Below are 19,403 nucleotides of genomic sequence, written 5' to 3'. Positions count from 1 at the left end.
GCATTGCTTTTTAAGTCGTAAAGATTTATTATTAGATTATAATAATTATAAATAAGACTACAAATGACCTTGTTAAATAGAGAATTTAAATCCGGAGGTGCGACCAGCTATGGCAAGAAACCGGGAGAAGTCCATTTCAGAACAAATATTTGACATTAAAAAGCAATTGGTAGACAAAGGATATAAATTGACACAACAACGTGAAGTGACGGTACGTGTGCTGCTTGAACATGAAAAGGATCATTTCAGTGCTGAGGAAGTGTTTCTGCTGGTGAAGGAGCAGTTTCCTGAGATCGGCCTGGCAACTGTATATCGGACACTAGAGCTGCTAAGTGATCTTCAGGTTGTAGAGAAAATAAATTTTGGAGATGGTGCTGCACGCTTCGATCTGCGGAGCACAGATGGCTCACATCATCACCACCATTTGATCTGCACGGAGTGCGGAACTGTGGAAGAAATTATGGAAGATGGCTTGCTTCGTCTGGAGCAGCAGATTGAACGTCAATACGGATTTGCCGTGACGGATCATCGCCTTGACTTCCAGGGTGTATGCAGGGAATGTAGGGAAAAGCAGGCCGTAAATGAACAAGCTGCAGGCTAATTGTTCCACGGAGGATGCTCCCGGATTCAAAATCTGATATAATAGGTTTCAGAAGCAAGGGGCTTCCGTGGGCGGAAGGCCCCTTTTTGCCGTCAAGCGGACGGTGAAGGAGGAGAGATGGACGGATGAAGACACTGGTTATAGCGGAAAAGCCTGATATGGGTCGAACCATTGCCGCCGTCATAGAACCAAGAGCCAAGAACAATCGCAGTTATCTTGAAGGTGAGCATTACATTATCACTTGGGCGATTGGTCATCTGCTCGGGCTTGCTGAACCGGATGCATATGATACGAAATACAAACGATGGAATATTGCGGATCTGCCCATTATTCCGGATCAGTTCAAAATCGTGCCGAATCCCAGAACAAAAGATCAGCTTAAGATGATTGGAGAACTTGCCAAACGAGCATCATCGATCGTAAATGCATGTGATGCCGGGCGAGAAGGCCAGTATATTTTTGCATTGATTCAACAGCAGCTGAAGCTGCGTCAGCCCGTTAAACGACTATGGATTTCGGACCTGACTGCAGAGAGCATTAAGCGTGGCTTTGACGGGCTTAAGGATGCATCAGAGTTCGAAAATCTGACTCATGCTGCTCGCGCCCGAAGTGAGGCCGATTGGCTGATTGGCATGAATGCTTCACGTGCCTTCACGACTCGGCATAACGCCCTGTTATCTGTGGGACGTGTACAGACACCGGTTCTTGCGTTGATCTATGATCGGGAAATGGAGATTGAGGCATTTCAATCACAAACATTTTATGAAGTCGCCGCCTGGTTCCGTCAGGAGGGTGTAGAGTACAGAGGCTTACGCCAAGGAGACAAGCTCACGGATGCGGAGGCTGCTGAAGCGATAGCGAGCAGTGTGAAGGGCAAAACCGGACATATTACCAAGTATGAGGCGAAGCAAACGAAGGAGTATCCGTACAGACTATATGATCTGACTCTGCTGCAGCGTGAAGCCAATGCCAAGTATGGGTATGGAGCGAAGAAGACACTGGATATTGCACAGGCCTTGTACGAGAAACACAAGGTTATTTCCTATCCGCGGACGAATTCCAACTATGTTACGGAACAGAATATTGAGGGTATGCACAAAACATTAAACCTGCTTAAGAACGGGCCCTATAGTGAGCTGGCTATTGGTGCAAAACCTGAATTGGTTCATAAAAATAACAAGGGAGTCTGCAATCCTTCCAAGGTTGAGGATCACCATGCCATTTTGCCTACGTTAAAAAGGCCAGGTACCTTATCGAAGGATGAGCAGAACATCTACGACCTGATCGTCCGACGGTTTTTGTCTCATTTCTATCCGCCTGCAGAGTATAAACAGCATACCGTACTTACTGAAGTAGAGCAGCATCAGTTCAAAACTTCTGTGAAGGAACTGCTGTCACTCGGGTGGAAAGTCGTTCTTCCTTCTACAGATCAAGAGCAGAATGGCTCGGGAAAGAAAAAAACGAAGAAGAACAATAATGAGGAAGAAGAATCCGAAGAATGGACGGATAAGTCGTTCTCTGTGCAGCCAGAACTTCCAGTGCAGTGTAGCAAGAGCGAGTTCAAGGAGAAAGCAACCCAACCTCCCAAAAGTTATACGGAGGGAACTTTGCTGAAAGCGATGGAAAGTGCGGGTAAGCAGATCGAAAACGAAGAACTGCGTGATGCCATGAAGGACAGCGGTCTGGGCACGCCAGCAACACGAGCTGCAACCATCGAGCGGCTCAAAAATGTTGGTTATATCACGATGCAGGGGAAAAAGATGCAGTTGACGCTAAAAGGTCGAACAGCGATCGAATTGATTCGGCGAGCCGGTGTTGATTTGTTAACCTCCCCGGAGATGACTGGACAATGGGAGAGAAGATTGTATCAGATTTCCAAAGGGGAAGCCGGTCAGGATAAGTTTATGGAGAACGTTAAGAAGTTCACCATGTCCATTATTGATAAGGTGCGTGTACAAGCCCCTGCACCTGCGGATGCATTTGGTGAAGATTCACGTGGGGGACGTGGCAAAGGCAAGGGAGCAAAATCCTCAAAATCAGGAACGAAAACAACAGCGAGAACAGCAGCATCAGCTCCGAAATCATCACGGCAGTCTTCAGGATCTGTCTCCAAATCGAGTAACACAGCAGTCTCAGTAGTAAAGGCTGCATCAGCGAGCTCGGCAAATGCCGGTGTTCGTGAACCCTTGGCATCTTGTCCCTCGCCGGGTTGCACCGGTCAGATTATAGAGGGGAAAAAAGGCTATGGGTGTACGCGATTTAAGGAAGGCTGTGGGTTTGTCATCTGGAAAGAGTACGTTGGCAAAAAAATAACCAGTACAATGTTAAAGTCTTTGATCGAGAAGGGAAGCACTCAGGTGCTGTCTTTCAAACGTAAGGACGGGAGTACGGTTAAGGCCCGGATCATCCTGCAGGATCAATCTTCGGGCAAGCTGTCAGCTGAAAGGCAGGAGTAGTAAGGTTGTTCAAAAAAATGAAGCAATCACAGATTTGATGTGAACAAAAAGGACCCTTAATCAAGGGTCCTTTTTTGCTGCTGCTGCTGAATATTCTCATGAATGACCTGAGGCACCTCTTCGAGAGCCGTGATGGTGTACATCGAAGTCTCCGGATTGGGCTGAAGTTCAACAATGTTATACTGCCATTCATTTGGTTGTTTGATATATATGCTATGGATTCCAGCCGTGACTGCTGGCAAAATATCCGTGCGTAATGAGTTTCCGATCATCCATGTTGTCTTGCGGTCGAAAGGGCCGGAAGATAAAATGCCTTCGAGGGCTTCGACGTTCTTATGCTGCCTTATATAGATACGGTCATCGAAATAAGCAGATAACTTCATCTGATCAATTTTCCGTTGTTGAATCACCGTTTCGCCTCCAGTATACAGATAGAGGGCATGTCCGGCTGATTGCAGACTTTCCAGTGTCTCAACCATGTGAGGGTATGGTTCAACCTCCCGATCATATACACTCATGCCAAGCTTCGTGAGGAACGTTTCTTCTTCAGTGGAAGTGGCTCTTGCATATTTCTGAGAGAAAAAGCGATACGTATCAATAAGAGACTGTGGAAAATGGTGACTGGCAAATCCGACCTGGTTCACACCGGTCACGTCAATTTCCAGTTGTTTGTCACGAATGTCCTGGACGGTTAATGCATGATTGTCAAACCACTCCTGCATGTTCTCGAAGAACTCACCGAGGACTAAGTTAAAATATTTGTTGCAATAGACGAGCGTATCGTCCAGATCGAAAATGATGTGCTGTTTAATCGTGTTCATTTCAAAATCACTCCTTGCAGCCGGCAACTCCAGTTACATCCTCATTTATATGCGTATATAGGATTCTAGGAACATGTTCAATTCAGACACGCCATCCGGCCGGATACTGTATTTCTCTTTGCGGTTACTGCCGAGCAGATGGGTACGCAGCAAACCTGCGACACGCAGCGCCATAACCTGATCTTTAACCATGTCTTCATCTTTGTTCAATTCTTCGCACATCTCCGCAAGCGACTTCGGCTCATCGGATACGTAACGAAGCAGGCGAAGCCGTTCGGGATCAGCCAAAGCATGTGTAAAGCGCAGCAGACAGGTTGGCGGCTGATCTTCATTCTCTTCAGGAGTATCCACCGGGTATTGCATAATCATCATGCCTTCGTAGAAGCAGTAAATATTAATTGGACGGTTATGTACTGTGGGGAATAGAATCACTTCATCTAATCCGGGCATTGGTTCCACAATAACACCTGCTGTAGCATATTCGATAAGCAGTTCAGGTCCCATTTTCTCCAAAAGAATTCGCTTCTCCTGAGCGTCCTCTTCCAGCCAGGTACGATAATCGTCACTTATATTCTGGCAGTAATGCTGGTCCCAGAGACGAAGAAGCGGCACGTAACTGTCCCGAATACGACTTGTTTCTTCTATTGTAATACTCGGCAGAAGAGGAGATACTCGTGCAAACAATTCCTCTGAAGGCAGACTCGCAAGCATATTGAGAAAGTCCTGATTCTCTGAAGAGCAGGTCCGGTAGGCAGCCCATGCGAACAAAACATCAAAATCATCAAAAGGCCAAGTCGACGCAGGTGCAAGAGCAGCACGTACGTTGGAACTTAGTTTGCCTTCCACTTCAAGAATCCATTCGGGTCCAACATCCAAATGTTGAATCCATTTTTTCGTGACATATACAAGAAAACTGTTGAGCATTTCATATATCGGTGAAACATCAATCTTGACATGATAAGTCATAACGATGCAGAATCCTCCCGTCACATCTAAATGTACGCAGCGACTTATGTACTATTATGGCTTGTTTTGCAGGGCGTTGTCCACTATAATGTTCAAGTCCGGGGCAAATGCACCGGTGAAGCAGCGCTTTATCATACGAATATGAATAACATGCGAAAAGTCGTCAGCGATGGCGATTTTTCTTTTGGTTGTCCGCAGGAGGAATGAAATTCGTGTCATCCATTAATGTCGCAAAATCATCACATTCTACATCCAACTATCTCATCCTTATCATCGTTATAGTTGTAGCAGGGATTAGTCAAGGATTATTGCTTCCTGTACTATCCATTTTCCTGGAGCAAAAAGGGGTATCACCAGGGTTGAATGGTCTCAATGCAGCAGCGCTGTATGTAGGTTCTTTTGCAATGACACTGGTCGCTGAACGGCTGCTCGGAGCAGTTGGTTTTAAAAAGCTGATTGTCGGCGGCCTGCTGTTTGTTATGTTTCCCCTGATTCTTTTTCCGTATTTACCGGATATTAAATTATGGTTTATTCTTCGTCTCGTCGTTGGTATAGGCGATAGTGCATTACATTATGCTGCTCAGCTTTGGGTTCTTCTCGTGACGGCACCCGAAAAAAGAGGGCGTTACATATCCCTATATGGCATGTCCTACGGACTTGGCTTCAGTATCGGGCCTTTGGGCATCAAGCTGCTCGGATTTGGCGAGGCAGTGCCGTTCTGGGTTCTTTTCGTTTGTATGGGGGCCGTGCTCCTGCTTGTATTAATGAAGCTTCCTGATACCAAACCGGAAAAAGCAGAGCATGGTCAGCTCCCGGAACGCCGCTTCCGACGCAGCTGGGCATGGGCATGGTATGCGCTAATACCAGCGCTTCTCTATGGTTATATGGAAGCCGGGATGAACAGCAACTTCCCGGTATACGGTTTGCGGATCGGCTTAGATGCCAGTCAGATCTCATCTTTACTGCCGTTTGTGGGAATTGGAGGATTGTTCCTGCAGCTACCTCTGGGTATCCTCAGTGACCGCTTTGGACGCAAAAAAGTGTTAATGTCTGCTGGTATTGCAGGTGGGGTTATGTTCATGCTGGTACCTGTGGCCGGAACTCACTTCTGGTGGACGCTGGTATTACTAACCGTAGCAGGTGGGCTGGTAGGGTCGTTTTTCTCGCTTGGACTTGCCTATGCAGCAGATATTTTACCAAAGGCACTTCTTCCAGCAGCGAACGTCGTGGCCTCGTTCCATTTTACGATAGGCAGTATTCTGGGGCCGAACTTGGGTGGTCAGATGATCAATTGGATCTCACCCGGAAGCATGTTTATCCTGCTTGGTTGTTTTTATTTGCTTTTTGGTGCCGCAGGTGTCCTGTTCCAGCAAAAACCTAGTTCTCATTCTGTGTTAAAATAGAAGCTGGTGTTCGCATGGAAATTGATGTCCATTTCCGAGTACACTATATAGTAGGGAAAAACATGGACAAGAGGAGACATCGCGATGATCAGAGTTGAGAATTTGAGTAAATCCGTTGGAGCGGACCGTGTTCCGGTTCTGCGGGATATACGATTTGATATGCAACAAGGTGAAATGATCGCAGTAGTCGGTTCAAGCGGCAGTGGAAAAAGCATGCTGCTCAAGTGCCTGGCCATGATGGAGAAATGGGATGGTGGCCGATTTACGGTTGACGGTGTCGAAATTTTGAAAGAAGGCTGGTCCGGCAAACGGAAAATTAAGCGTGAATGGGCATACTTGGAACAGAATCCTCAGCTCTATCCTAGAAAGTCAGCACTCAAAAACGTATTGATTGGTCGGTCTGGTCAAACGCCTTGGTGGAGAATGGTGACTGGAATGGTCCGTTCCGATGATTATATGGGTGCCATGGATTATCTTGAAGGACTCGGACTTTTGGATAAAGCTCATCAAACCGCAGAAAAGTTAAGCGGTGGTGAGAAGCAGCGTGTAGCGATTGCCCGTGCACTTGCCCATGGGGCCAAAGTCATTCTCGCGGATGAACCAGTAATTGGGCTTGACCCACATACTGCCGATACAGTTCTCGAGACGCTGCGGAAACTGTGCGAAGAAGAACGGGCAACGGTTATTGCCGTTTTACCAATCGAGATGGCGGAGAAACATGCAACTCGCATCTGGGGTCTTGCAGAAGGCAAGATTGCCTTTGATATACGTGGACGTAGACTGACACAGAAGGAAAAAAACATGATTTAAACTATTGAAATGAGTGATGAAATTGCTTAACTCAAGATGGGGGCGCCTGTTAGCGTGCGGAGCAGTGACGGTGGTGCTTGGCTCCGTTCTTAGCGGATGTACGGTCATAAGCGACCCCAAGGGCTTGATGAAGAAACCCATGCTGTCCACGGACAAAGAAAAATTGTTTTACGTTGTTCAGAAGGAGCAGCCGCCAGAGAGCAATCTGATTCGCCCCAAAGACATGAACAACACCAGCATGATCCGTGTTGAAGATCTCGACGGGGACGGAACGCGCGAAGCTATCGTATTTTACGAAACACCCAATGAGAATGTGCGTATCCATGGCATGCTCCTGGAGGAACAGGGAGATACGTGGGTTAAGAAACTGACGTTTGACGTTCCGGGAAGTGAATTGCAATCCTTTAAAGTGTTGGATATCACGAACGATGGAAACCCGGATATCATACTCGGTGTGAGTCTGCAGGACCAAAAAGCACTGACGGCGTATTCATATAATGGCGGTGCACTTGAGCAGGTATTGGGTGGAGTCCCTTATAACCAGTATATTATTGATGATCTGCAAGGTAATACACTGGACATGAATGGGGATGGAAAAAGCGATTTTGCCATTGTAGCCCTAAATAACAGTGGGTTTGCAAGTGTAGCGTTGTATCAGTATGACGAAGGCAGCTTTAAGGAAGTTGATCGGCTGCAGACCGATTATACCGTTAAAGAGATCTACAATGCGCTTGGAGGAGAAATCGCCAAGGATAAGATGGGTATTGTGCTGGACACAGAGCTGGATGACCGCAGTTCTTTCTCACAACTGATCTATGTGAAGGATAACAAACTGGTGAATGCCTTCAAATCACCTGATCAAACCTATAGAGATGACAAAATTTTAAGCGGTGATTTCAACAATGATGGTATTATTGAGTTTGGACTAAAGGAAACGCCAAAGGGCTGGGAACATTACGTGTTTGACTCCCGCATGTGGTTTTATACCTTTTATCAATGGGATGGCAAGGATGGAAAAGAATTTGTTTCGTTCCAGTATCGTGATGATGCCAATCTGTTTCATTTAAATCTAAAGCCGGAGTGGTACGGGAAGATTACCATTGACACCAAATCGGAAAAAGAAAAATATATTCGATTTAAAATGATTGATACGGATGAAACCGTGGGTGAAATTAAATATTTCACGCTTTCTCAGTGGGAACAGGAAAAAGGAAAGAGATGGAAGGAAATTACCCGAACAAACGACCGGGTGATTGCTTCACGTAATGCGCAGGATAGTAATGATGGATTACTTGATAATATGTCTCAGCTGAACAGAAAGGGAGAACTAAATGAGTAAAGTACTTATTCTTGAGGATGAAGAATCCATCCGCAGTTTTATCGTTATCAATTTGAAGAGAAACGGGTTCGAAGTGCTTGAAGCAGGAGATGGGCATGAAGCACTTCGCATCTTGCAAACTGTACCAGATATTGACCTGGCTCTTCTTGATGTCATGGTACCTGGAATTGACGGTTTTGAAGTTTGTCGTCGCATCCGTGAAACCAATGAACGTTTGGGCATCATTTTCTTGACGGCCAAGGTTCAGGAACAGGACAAGGTATATGCTCTTTCTGTTGGAGCTGACGATCATGTAAGCAAACCATTCAGCCCGACCGAACTGATCGCACGAATCCAATCCTTGCTGCGCAGAGTAAATGTGCATCGGGAGACTGCAGCTAAGGTCACATTCCAATCAGGGCCGTTTTCTCTTGATTTGATCTCCAAACAATTTAAAAAACAAAATGAATTGATTGAATTGACTCCAACGGAATTTTCACTTATTCAATTCTTCCTGGAAAAAGAGAATACACCCCTTAGCCGTGATTTGCTCCTGGATCATGTATGGGGCAAGGAATATATGGGAGATCCCAAAATTGTGGATGTGAACATTCGCCGCTTACGCCAAAAAATCGAGAATAATCCTTCCGAACCTGAATACCTGCAGACTGTATGGGGTCACGGTTATAAATGGAAGGGCCGGGAGCAATGATTAAAAAAGGCATCACCAGACAGATCGTACTACATTATTTTTTTGTAGTTCTGCTTGCTCTGTTATTGGTGGAATTTATTTTTATGCTTGCGGTGCAGCGGTATTATTACGAGAGTATCTACAATACCATCAGCTCTCATATTTCCATGTCAAAAGACTTTTTGGAGCCCATCGCCCGCGAGGATAATGCGGATAATGGTAATCTGTCGAAGTTACTCTCGAACCTGGAACTATCCAGCACAGAGCTCGAAATTCTTGATCTCAACGGACGAGTTCTTGCCAGCTCTGCGGCCTTCGAGTCTGACCGAGCCGTAATGCAGACAAGTGATATCATGCAGGCCATAAATGGTAATACGGGACGGTGGGTAGGCAGACAACCGGGCACCGGAGAGCAAGTCATGGCCGTTTCGCACAAACTTGATCTGGGTGGGGAGAATACGTACATTGTAAGATATCTGACCTCACTTGAAAATGTAAACTCGAAGCTGCTTGTCATGGGATTGCTTGCGGTTGCCGTCGGGATTGCCGTTATGGCCATTGTTCTGATTATCAGCATTGGTATGGCGAACTCCATCGTCCGTCCCATTAACAATATTACCGCAGTATCTGCCCAGATGGCGAGAGGACGTCTGGATGTCAGAGTCAAAGGGAACTATAAGCACGAACTTGGTGAGCTGGCATCCACACTGAATTTTATGGCTCATGAGATTGTTCGCAGTAACCAGATCAAGGATGATTTTATCTCATCCATTTCCCATGAGCTGAGAACACCACTGACCAGTATCAAAGGCTGGAGTGAAACGCTGGATTCAGGCGGATATGATCCGGATGAGACACGTATTGGCATGAGCATTATCTCGAAAGAAACAGAACGCTTGATCGGGCTTGTCGAAGAGATGCTGGATTTCTCCAAACTGCAGCAAAATCAGATGAAGCTGGTCAAAGGCACGGTCAGCATTCGCGAGATTGTGCAGGAAACGATGTTAAACGTTTGGGCCAAAGCGGAACAAAAACAAATACATTTGAAGCTGGACACAGATGAGACTCGAGCTTTTAACGTGCATGGTGATGGAAATCGGTTGAAACAGGTATTCCTGAACATCGTGGATAATGCAATTAAATTCTCACACGAAAATTCGTGGATTTACTTGTCCGTAAAAGAAGAGGACGGGAAGATTATAGCGGCTGTGCAGGACACCGGAATCGGAATTAGCGAGGAGCATCTCATCAAAGTACGTGATCGATTCTTCCAGGTCAATCACCAGAATGGTGGAACAGGATTGGGGCTTGCCATTACGCAAGAACTCGTGGAGCTGCATGAAGGAACGATTAGGATACAAAGTGAACTTGGATCGGGTACAACCGTCACGATAGAACTGCCTGCTTTGCCGGAAGAAGAGATCGTAACTGAGCATCAGGTTAATGAACTCACTTCAGAACCGCAACAAGAGAGCGGGCCACAACATATTAATCCGGATTCGGGTACAGGCAAAAGCGTATAAACCGATTACAATGGACAGATTCTGAATGCACCAAAAAAGGCGAGCCGTCAACGGCTTGCCTTTTTTGGTATATTATGAAGAGAGTTCGCCAGCGCGCAAGCGACCGGTTTTCTCATACACTTCTTTCAGAATACGTGCAGGCTGAGTGCGGACTGCCGGTTTGGCAGATACAACCTCATTCGGGCCTACAACGACAATTTCATCAGCAGTGCCTTTGACAATGGCGCCGTCCTTGATAATAGCACCTTCACCAATAATGGCACGTTCGATATGAACACCTCTACCGATACGGGCATTTGGCATAACAACACTGTCTTTGACTTCAGAGCCTTTTCCTACTTCAGCACCGCAGAAGATAACAGAGCGCTCTGCACGACCTTCAATGGCGCATGACTCATGAACCATGGAGGACGCATGCTCAGCACGGGAATGACGAGCTTTGTGAGCACTTAATTTGGTTTTCCAGTCACGAGTAAACATCGGCCAGTGTTCTTTGTGCAGGCTCCAGTTTTCTTCGTTATGCAGCAGATCCATGTGTGCATCCCACAAGCTTTTTACAGTACCAACATCTTTCCAGTAACCATCGAAGTTATACACGAAAAGTGAGTTGTTTTCATTAAGCATTTGAGGGATTACGTCTTTACCAAAGTCGTGGCTGGAATTCGGGTTAGCCGCATCCAGCAGAAGATGGCGTTTCAGATACTCCCAATTAAACATGTAAATACCCATGGAAGCCAGGTTACTTTTTGGTTCAGCGGGCTTTTCTGCAAATTCGGTCACACGCATATTTTCATCCGCAGCCATAATTCCGAAGCGATGTGCTTCATCCCAAGGAACTTCCATGACCGAAATGGTCGCAACTGCTTCATTCGCTTTGTGGGATTCCAGCATGTCACGATAATTCATGTGGTAAATGTGATCTCCCGACAAAATTAGAACATTTTCGGGGTTTTGTTGGTCAATATAGTCGATATTTTTATAAATGGCATCCGCCGTTCCCAAGTATTCGTCATTTCCTGTATGATAAGATGGAAGCAGGGAGATTCCTGCCTCTTCCGAATTCCCATGTCCCCATGGTTCTCCTCCACCAATGTGATCGTGTAAAGATTCAGCTTGGTACTGCGTTAATACTCCAACCGTATCGATTCCTGAGTTTACGCAGTTGCTGAGAGGAAAATCGATAATCCGGTAGTGCCCGCCAAACGGTACAGCGGGTTTAGCAATACTTGAGGTCAATGGGGCTAATCTTTTCCCCTCTCCTCCCGCCAACAGCATAGCGATGCAATCTTTATTAAACATAATCGTTTCCCTCCCAAGATATTTGTCCAGTGTAGTACTTACATAAACGCAAAGTGGAGCTGTTGAAACGATGTATACTGTAAAATTCCTGTAAAATTACAACATTTTTTTAAACACGTCATTTTTCTTTTCAACTTGGCTAGAATGGGGTAATGGTTAACGTTATATCTATTTTCTAGGGGAAGAAGGTGATCTCTTGGCCATTCAACCATTGGCAGATCCGGCCATTTCGCCGGAGGATATCTATTTGTTTCATGAAGGAAACCTTCATCACAGTTATCGAATATTAGGCGCACAACCTGCGACTGAGGATCATCGTCAGGGGTATCGCTTCACTGTCTGGGCTCCAAATGCCAAAGAAGTAGGGCTGGCTCTTGACTGCAATGATTGGAAAGGTGAACAGGCACCTTTATATAAGATACCCGATTCTGGATTTTGGACTCGTTTTTTTCCGGAAATCAGTGAAGGAACTTTATACAAATTCCGTATTTTAACGGAAAACGGAACAGAACTGCTGAAAGCAGACCCGTATGCATTTCACGCCGAAGTTAGGCCTCGGACTGCTTCCATGACAAGTTCCATCCAGGGATACAAATGGAACGATGGTGCATGGAGACGGAAACAGAGGGCTGTATATAACAAGCCTTTACATATTTATGAGATGCACATCGGAACATGGAAGCGCAAGGAAGACGGCTCTTTATACAGTTATAGAGAGATCGCGGACCTGCTCGTTCCTTACTTATTAGAAATGAAATACACTCATGTGGAGATGATGCCTCTGAGTGAACACCCTTATGACCTTTCCTGGGGATATCAGAGTACGGGTTTCTTCGCCCCGACAAGCCGTTTTGGAGGTCCTAAGGATTTAATGTATTTAGTGGATACACTACATCAGGCTGGAATAGGTGTACTGCTTGATTGGGTGCCTGCACACTTTGCCAAGGACGCCCATGGTCTGCGTTTGTTTGATGGCACACCGCTGTTCGAATATGCAGATCCATTGCTGGCAGAGAAACCAGGATGGGGCACACTAAGTTTTGATTATTCGAAACCGGAAGTTCGTTCATTCCTAATCTCCAATGCTCTGTATTGGATGGAAATGTATCATTTTGATGGTCTGCGTGTAGACGCGGTTACCAGCATGTTAAGGCTTGATTTTGAAAAGCATTCTGGCCAATTTCGTCCCAATGCAGACGGGGGCTTGGAAAATAAAGAAGCTGTTGCCTTCTTGCAGCAACTCAATGAAACGATTTTCAAGTATTATCCTTATGCGCTGATGATGGCTGAAGAGTCCAGTGCATGGCCGATGGTCACATCTCCTGTGGACGTAGGCGGACTGGGATTCAATTATAAATGGAACATGGGTTGGATGAACGATACGCTGGATTATATGAAAACCGATTTCCACGATCGTCCGTCGAAGCATCATTTGCTGACATTTCCTGTGGTTTACTCCTTTTCTGAAAATTATGTGCTGCCTCTGTCGCATGACGAAGTTGTACATGGCAAAAAGTCCTTGCTGGACAAGATGCCTGGATCGTACGAACAAAAGTTTGATGGCATGCGAGCTTTCTTGGGTTACTTCATGACTTTCCCAGGCAAGAAGCTGCTCTTTATGGGCGGAGAATTTGGCCAGTTTATTGAATGGAAAGATGAGGATGAACTGGATTGGTTCTTGCTGGATTATGACAGTCACCGCAAACTCCACAAGTTTGAACGTGACCTGTCTGAGCTGTACCTGAGCGAAAAAGCTTTGTGGGAGCTTGATCATTCCCTGGACGGATATGAATGGATCACTCCGGATGATCATGGCCAAAGTGTCATTTCATATGTACGCAAAGGAAAAAAACCTGCGGATACACTCCTTGTGCTTGTTAACTTCCAGCCGGTCAAGCGGGAGCGTTACCGGATTGGTGTCATGCGTCCCGGTATGTATGCCGAAGTTCTGAACAGTGATCATCCCGATTACGGGGGATCAGGTATATTGAATGATATGCACATAGCTACCGAAAAGATTCCTTTTCATGGCCATCCCCACAGTCTGGAGATTGTTTTGCCTCCGCTAAGCGTGGTTATTCTAAAAAAGAATACACGTCGGAAAACGGATGAGACAGCAATTGAAGTCGCTTCTGTCAGACCAAAAGCACTCAAAAATACAAATAAGACCACTGCCAAATCAAAAAGGGGGAAAAAGGCGTGAAACTTTTATTCGCTGCTGCCGAGGGTCATCCATTTATCAAAACGGGTGGACTCGCCGACGTTATTGGAGCTTTGCCTCAAGCCTTGAAAAAGGCTGGGGCAGATGTTCGTGTTATTTTACCCAAATATAAAGGGATTCCTGACGAATATAAAGAGGCCATGAAGCCGGTTATCGTGACTGATGTTCCACTCGGCTGGCGCAGGCAATACTGCGGCATTGAGATGCTCGTCCATGACGGAATTCCGATTTATTTTGTCGATAACGAATATTACTTTGGCCGTGACGGTGTCTACGGGTATATGGATGACGGGGAGAGATTTGCTTTCTTCAATCGCGCGGTACTCGAGGTATTGCCGCTGCTGGACTTCAAGCCGGATGTGCTTCATAGTCATGACTGGCATGCGGGAATGATTCCGCTGCTGCTGCAGGCACATTACGCACATGAGCCATTCTATAGTGAGATACGTACCGTATTCACCATACATAATCTGTTGTATCAAGGTGTATTCCCGCATTCGTTATTCAGCGATCTGCTTGAACTGGACGACCGATATTTCACCATGGATGGCGCAGAATATTATGGTAATGTCAATTTTCTAAAATCAGGTATTGTCTATTCGGACCATGTAACAACAGTAAGCCCCACCTACGCACAGGAAGTGAAAACTTCCTATTATGGCTATGGCCTGGACGGTTTGCTTAGCTCGCTAGGCGAACGTTTTACCGGAATTGTGAATGGTATTGATACCAAGAGTTACAACCCGGCGACTGACAACAAAATCCCGGTCAAGTACAGAACAAGTTTATCCAAGAAAACGGAGAACAAGATTGAGCTGCAGAAGGAGCTTGGGCTGCCTGTCCGTCCAGATGTACCATTAATGGTAATGGTTACCCGTCTTGTTGACTCTAAAGGACTTGATCTCGTTTGTCGCATATTGGATGAACTGTTGTACTACGACGATATCCAGTTTGCCGTATTGGGAACAGGGGATCCTGCCTACGAGCATTGGTTCCGGGAGGCGTCCTATCGTTATCCACTGAAAATGTCAGCCCAAATCAAGTTCAACGATGGTTTATCCCGTCGTTTCTATGCAGGAAGTGATATATTTCTCATGCCGTCCAAGTTTGAACCGTGTGGCATAAGTCAGCTGTTAGCACTCCGGTATGGCAGTGTGCCACTTGTCCGTGAAACGGGTGGTCTTAACGATACCGTGCAGGCATACAATGAGTTCAACGGTGAAGGGAACGGCTTCTCGTTTACCAGCTTTAACGCACATGACATGATGAATACCATCCGTCGTGCAGTGAAGTTGTATCGCGAGCCCGACCACTGGAAGAAGATTGTGAAAAATGGCATGAACGGGGATTACAGCTGGGATGTTTCGGCTGATGAATACATGGACATTTATCGTAGCATTACTGTTGAGAATACAAAATAATGATTAAACCACGGAGCCGCAGTATACGTACTGTGGCTTTTTTTGGAGAATAAATCTGGAGCCATGTTGGTATGCCCTGTTGAGGTCGAATGAAGTGAATGAGGTTGAAAATTGGATGAAAGAGAGTTGGTAAAATGGCCAATCATATTAATTTCACCTCCACTTATAATCCGAATCTGGAGGCATGGGGTGGGAATGAAACATTTGATCCTCTCAAGATGAACGCGATGTTTAGTCAGATTTTGGGTAATATTGCAGCGGTTGAATCTTCTATCCCTGGAAATATCATTGACGTTAGAAACTTCGCTCCGGGGGATGGAACTGACCAGTCCGTACAGATCAAAGCGTTTTTTGACTCAGCGCAAGAAGGTGATATTTTACTATTTACGCCGGGACACTACAAAGTCGTAAAATCGGGATGGTTTTATACGTTTAATGGAAAAGCGGTAACCATCAGAGCTCACCCGGGAGCCATATTGGAAGTATCGGATCAGGGTTTACGCTTTGAGAACAGCAACCATATTGAAGTAAGTGGTCTAACGTTAAGGCGTACAACTCAGGCTGGATGGGCCAAAGGACGAACAGGCATTTACGTAGAGAATTCCAGCAACGTCATATTGCAGAATAATGATATTAGCAAATTTACGGACGGCATTGGCGTGAATGGTTCAACCAGTCAGGAGAATCCTTCAAGAAATGTTATCATTAGAAACAACAAGCTTCACCACTTGGGTGAAGAGCCCATTGCAGTGAGGACCAATCTGGCCTTTGTCATCATTAGCCAAAATGACTGCTACCGATACTTGGGGGATGGAATCCTCATTAAAGCAACCTGGAACGTATTTGTAACGACAAACTTTCTTCATACACCCGTATTGTCAACCGATGCAGACTATACTACGTTTACAGCAGGCCAGCAAGGATCTAATGTGCCCAAAGTAGGTGGAGGCATTACATGTAACAATGAAGGTGGCGAGACAGGGGCCCGGAGCCTCCATATCCATGATAACAGTGTGATCGGAACAGCTTTTGGCGTAGGACTTATCGGTTTTAGAGGCGCATTTGTCACTTCAAACTTCTTCAGTAATATTCGAAACAGTTCTGTAGTTTCTGTCTCCTTTCTTCCTTCCCAATTCAACCCAAATGATGAGAGCAACCATATTTTTGTGATTCAGGGCAATTATATTGATAGCATTTTAAGGTCGAATCCTACAGCAGCCATTGAGGCAAGAACCAATAACGGGATTGAAGGCATGGATATTGGCGTTATCTCCGATAATATCGTGATTCCTAATGGCAATCATTGGGGGATCATTGCAGACGGAAATATCATCATCAAAGGCAATTATATTGCCAAAGCAGGCATTGCTATGGACTTGAGTAATGGGGTAGTCGCCACCAGCAATATCATTCAGCCTGGTTTTGTCACGACCAATCCTGACCGGATGGTCAGCATTAATGATCATGTGACATTTACAAGCAATACAATTTCGGGTAAAGGCACATCACTGAAAATTCGTGGATCAAACAGCGTTATAACGGGCAATCGCATGAACTATGATGGAAATTGGTGGGCAGTTCATTTTGATAATGCCAATCGGGTTGTGGAAAATAACATTATCAAAGATAATGTGTTGCTGGTATCTTCTAGTGCCACTGGTCGATATTTATTCGGGTCCAGCGCTTTTTCGAATGGAAAAAACGTCGTGATTGATGTGGTTAAGGACAATAATGGTTCTTTCTACCAACTGGTGAACGACCTTGTACTGACGGGACCCAATTCCACCCGCTGGAGAGTCACTGTCGATGCCAATGGTAATATTAAGGGGACCAAGGTTTAGCATTTATCATAAAAAAACCTCCTAAACACCAGATCGAGAAAAGGGTTCATGGATCTGATGAATTAGGAGATTCCTTTATGAAGGATCCAGCTGTCTGTATAGAATTCGATAACCGTAAGGATCGAGCTTAATGTTCATGATGCCATCTGTGGGAATAACGGGGTCTTCGGTTAGAGCATCTCTCCAGTCCTCGGTCTCCATAGGGTGAGAGAGGGTGCGTACATCGGGCGTATTATTCATCCAAACGGTAAAGTGAAGCTGATCATCCATTCGCTCGTATACGATACAGGGATCGTTGTGATCTGCTTTAAGGAAGCGGAAGCGCCCTTTGCGAAGTGCCTCATTGCTCTTGCGGAGATCAATCATCAGCCGGTAGAAGTCATAGAGCTCCCGATCTTGCTTGGCAGGGTTCCATTCCATACATTTGCGGCAATCGGGATCTCCTTCACCGCTGATGCCCACTTCATCTCCATAGAAGATACACGGCGTACCGATGTAGGTAAACAGGAATACAACGGACAGTTTTAATCTGCGTTTGTCTTCACCGCATCGGGAGAGCAGACGAGGCGTATCATGACTGCATAACATATTGAAAATCACTTCGTTGGTTTGCTGGGGATACCGCATAATGAGGGACCCCATCTCATTTGCAAAGTTGTAGCCATCCATGGAACCGCAGAAAAATTCCAGAACTTTGTCGGCAAAAGGGTAGTTCATGACAGAATCGAATTGGTCACCCATCAGCCATGTCAGGGAATCACTCCAAACCTCGCCCACTATATAGGCTTCCGGGTTTGCCGTTTTAACTACCTTACGGAAATCTCGCCAGAAGTGGTTATCCACTTCGTTCGCTACATCCAATCTCCAGCCGTCGAGCTTGATTTCCTTAATCCAGTATTCGGCGACATCCAGCAGATACGCTTTTACTTCGGGATTAGCCGTGTTAAATTTCGGCATATTTCCATAAAAACCGAAGGTATCATAGGTGGGTATGCCATTCTTAATACAGACAGGAAACTCATTGATATGGAACCAGTCTATATACTTTGATTGTTTTCCATTTTGCAGCACATCCTGAAAAGGCGGGAAATCTTCACTGCAATGATTAAAAACGGCGTCAAGCATGACGCGGATACCACGCCGGTGGCATTCCTCTGTGACTTTTTTGAGCAAATCATTGTCTCCAAAATGCGGATCTACTTTTTTATAATCAATGGTGTCATATTTATGGTAGGAGTTGGCTTGAAAGAGGGGGGTGAAATATATAGCATTTACGCCAAGTTTGGTTAGATCATCCAGATGATCGAGGACGCCTTGCAGGTCTCCGCCAAAGTAGTTATCCAGCTCGGGCGTACCTCCCCAAGCGTGAGTTCCTTCGGGATTGAGGTCTGGATTGCCATTGGCGAACCGTTCGGTCATGATCTGGTAAAACACAGCTTCTTTGGCCCATTCGGGAACCTTAAACACATCAATTTCATGAATGTACGAGAATTCGTAATATCCTCCAGTAGGGTAAGGGGGATCTCGGTGAATCCCATTGTCGGCCAGAAATACATTTTCATGACCCGCAGTGACTCGAAAAATATAGGTAAGTCGCTTGAATTTGGGTTTAACCGCAGCCTCCCAGTAGTCGAACATGCTATCCGAAGCAGCTTTTTCCAGTTGGATTTCCCTGTAGGTTCCGTCCCAATCATATTTATCACCGGTCAGTGCAGTCACATAGTCTACATCATCTCTCTTCGTACGTACACGCAGATGAATCGTAGACGTGTTGTAGGCGTAAGCCCACTTGTCACGTGGAACGTGATACATCGCTTCGAGCAGCATGACGGCACCTCCTGTATCAAGATGAGTATAGCATTACATAACCAAGCTAGACAGCAAATGAACCATAAAGGGTTTACATAATTAGTAAAATTTTCATCATTTTCATGATTTTCATTTCACAAGCATCTCCAGGTTAGGGTTGAATATACGTATGCAAAATAAAGAAAAGAGGTGTTTTCTGCAGACCTGGTGATATCCATCAAAT

At 45.6% G+C, this 19,403-nt stretch carries 14 protein-coding genes; 10 read left to right on the top strand and 4 right to left on the bottom strand.

Features of this window, described 5'->3' with window-relative positions; all coding sequences use genetic code 11:
• The first annotated feature begins 109 nt into the window (after positions 1-109).
• Complete coding sequence (gene fur / locus MHB82_RS18450) at positions 110-601, top strand: ferric iron uptake transcriptional regulator (RefSeq protein ID WP_275439924.1); 492 nt, start codon at positions 110-112, stop codon at positions 599-601.
• A 125-nt stretch (positions 602-726) separates the two neighbouring features.
• Positions 727-3,057 carry a type IA DNA topoisomerase gene (locus tag MHB82_RS18445; protein ID WP_341175552.1) on the top strand — a complete coding sequence of 777 codons (2,331 nt, stop codon included), beginning with the start codon at positions 727-729 and terminating at the stop codon, positions 3,055-3,057.
• 56 nt (positions 3,058-3,113) lie between these two features.
• Here MHB82_RS18445 and MHB82_RS18440 read toward each other — a convergent pair whose 3' ends face one another.
• Together MHB82_RS18440 and MHB82_RS18435 are read right to left on the bottom strand one after the other, a co-directional pair.
• Positions 3,114-3,878, bottom strand: coding sequence for an HAD family hydrolase (locus MHB82_RS18440; protein ID WP_341175551.1), 765 nt, complete (start codon positions 3,876-3,878; stop codon positions 3,114-3,116).
• A 45-nt stretch (positions 3,879-3,923) separates the two neighbouring features.
• On the bottom strand, positions 3,924-4,844 hold the full coding sequence (locus MHB82_RS18435; RefSeq protein ID WP_095357403.1) for an ArsR/SmtB family transcription factor: 921 nt from the start codon (positions 4,842-4,844) through the stop codon (positions 3,924-3,926).
• Between the two features lie 212 nt (positions 4,845-5,056).
• On the opposite strand from MHB82_RS18435, the gene MHB82_RS18430 reads away from it, so the two are divergent.
• The 5 genes from MHB82_RS18430 to MHB82_RS18410 all read left to right on the top strand — a co-directional run bounded on the left by MHB82_RS18430 (position 5,057) and on the right by MHB82_RS18410 (position 10,589).
• Positions 5,057-6,247: an MFS transporter gene (locus tag MHB82_RS18430; protein WP_341175550.1), complete on the top strand. Its 1,191-nt coding sequence runs from the start codon at positions 5,057-5,059 to the stop codon at positions 6,245-6,247.
• Positions 6,248-6,331: 84 nt separating this feature from the next.
• On the top strand, positions 6,332-7,057 hold the full coding sequence (locus MHB82_RS18425) for a phosphonate ABC transporter ATP-binding protein (RefSeq protein ID WP_095286488.1): 726 nt from the start codon (positions 6,332-6,334) through the stop codon (positions 7,055-7,057).
• A gap of 127 nt (positions 7,058-7,184) precedes the next feature.
• Complete coding sequence (locus tag MHB82_RS18420; RefSeq protein WP_341175549.1) at positions 7,185-8,396, top strand: hypothetical protein; 1,212 nt, start codon at positions 7,185-7,187, stop codon at positions 8,394-8,396.
• Positions 8,389-9,087, top strand: a complete 699-nt coding sequence (locus MHB82_RS18415) for a response regulator transcription factor (protein ID WP_095286490.1) — start codon at positions 8,389-8,391, stop codon at positions 9,085-9,087. Before MHB82_RS18420 ends, MHB82_RS18415 begins: the two co-directional genes overlap by 8 nt.
• Positions 9,084-10,589, top strand: coding sequence for a sensor histidine kinase (locus MHB82_RS18410; RefSeq protein WP_341175548.1), 1,506 nt, complete (start codon positions 9,084-9,086; stop codon positions 10,587-10,589). The genes MHB82_RS18415 and MHB82_RS18410 overlap by 4 nt, the downstream gene beginning before the upstream one ends.
• Positions 10,590-10,661: 72 nt before the next feature.
• On the opposite strand, the gene MHB82_RS18405 is transcribed toward MHB82_RS18410, so the two are convergent.
• Complete coding sequence (locus tag MHB82_RS18405) at positions 10,662-11,888, bottom strand: glucose-1-phosphate adenylyltransferase (RefSeq protein ID WP_341175547.1); 1,227 nt, start codon at positions 11,886-11,888, stop codon at positions 10,662-10,664.
• Positions 11,889-12,084: 196 nt separating this feature from the next.
• Here MHB82_RS18405 and glgB point away from each other — a divergent pair, with 196 nt between their 5' ends.
• The 3 genes from glgB (at position 12,085) to MHB82_RS18390 (ending at position 17,371) form a co-directional block, all read left to right on the top strand.
• Positions 12,085-14,091 (top strand): 1,4-alpha-glucan branching protein GlgB, encoded by a 2,007-nt coding sequence (glgB, locus tag MHB82_RS18400; RefSeq protein WP_341175546.1) that lies wholly within the window; start codon positions 12,085-12,087, stop codon positions 14,089-14,091.
• Positions 14,088-15,530, top strand: a complete 1,443-nt coding sequence (gene glgA, locus MHB82_RS18395; RefSeq protein ID WP_095357408.1) for a glycogen synthase GlgA — start codon at positions 14,088-14,090, stop codon at positions 15,528-15,530. Before glgB ends, glgA begins: the two co-directional genes overlap by 4 nt.
• 134 nt (positions 15,531-15,664) lie before the next feature.
• A complete protein-coding gene (locus tag MHB82_RS18390) occupies positions 15,665-17,371 on the top strand; it encodes a right-handed parallel beta-helix repeat-containing protein (protein ID WP_341175545.1) in 1,707 nt (568 codons plus the stop codon).
• Positions 17,372-17,446: 75 nt separating this feature from the next.
• Here the strand turns inward: MHB82_RS18390 and MHB82_RS18385 are convergent, their stop codons facing one another.
• Complete coding sequence (locus MHB82_RS18385; protein ID WP_110823237.1) at positions 17,447-19,198, bottom strand: alpha-glycosidase; 1,752 nt, start codon at positions 19,196-19,198, stop codon at positions 17,447-17,449.
• Positions 19,199-19,403 lie beyond the last annotated feature (205 nt).

This window comes from Paenibacillus sp. FSL K6-2862 (genome assembly GCF_038005125.1).
Taxonomy (GTDB): Bacteria; Bacillota; Bacilli; order Paenibacillales; family Paenibacillaceae; genus Paenibacillus; species Paenibacillus illinoisensis_A.
Note: the sequence above shows the minus strand (reverse complement) of the source record. Positions and strands in the feature narration are given on the sequence as shown.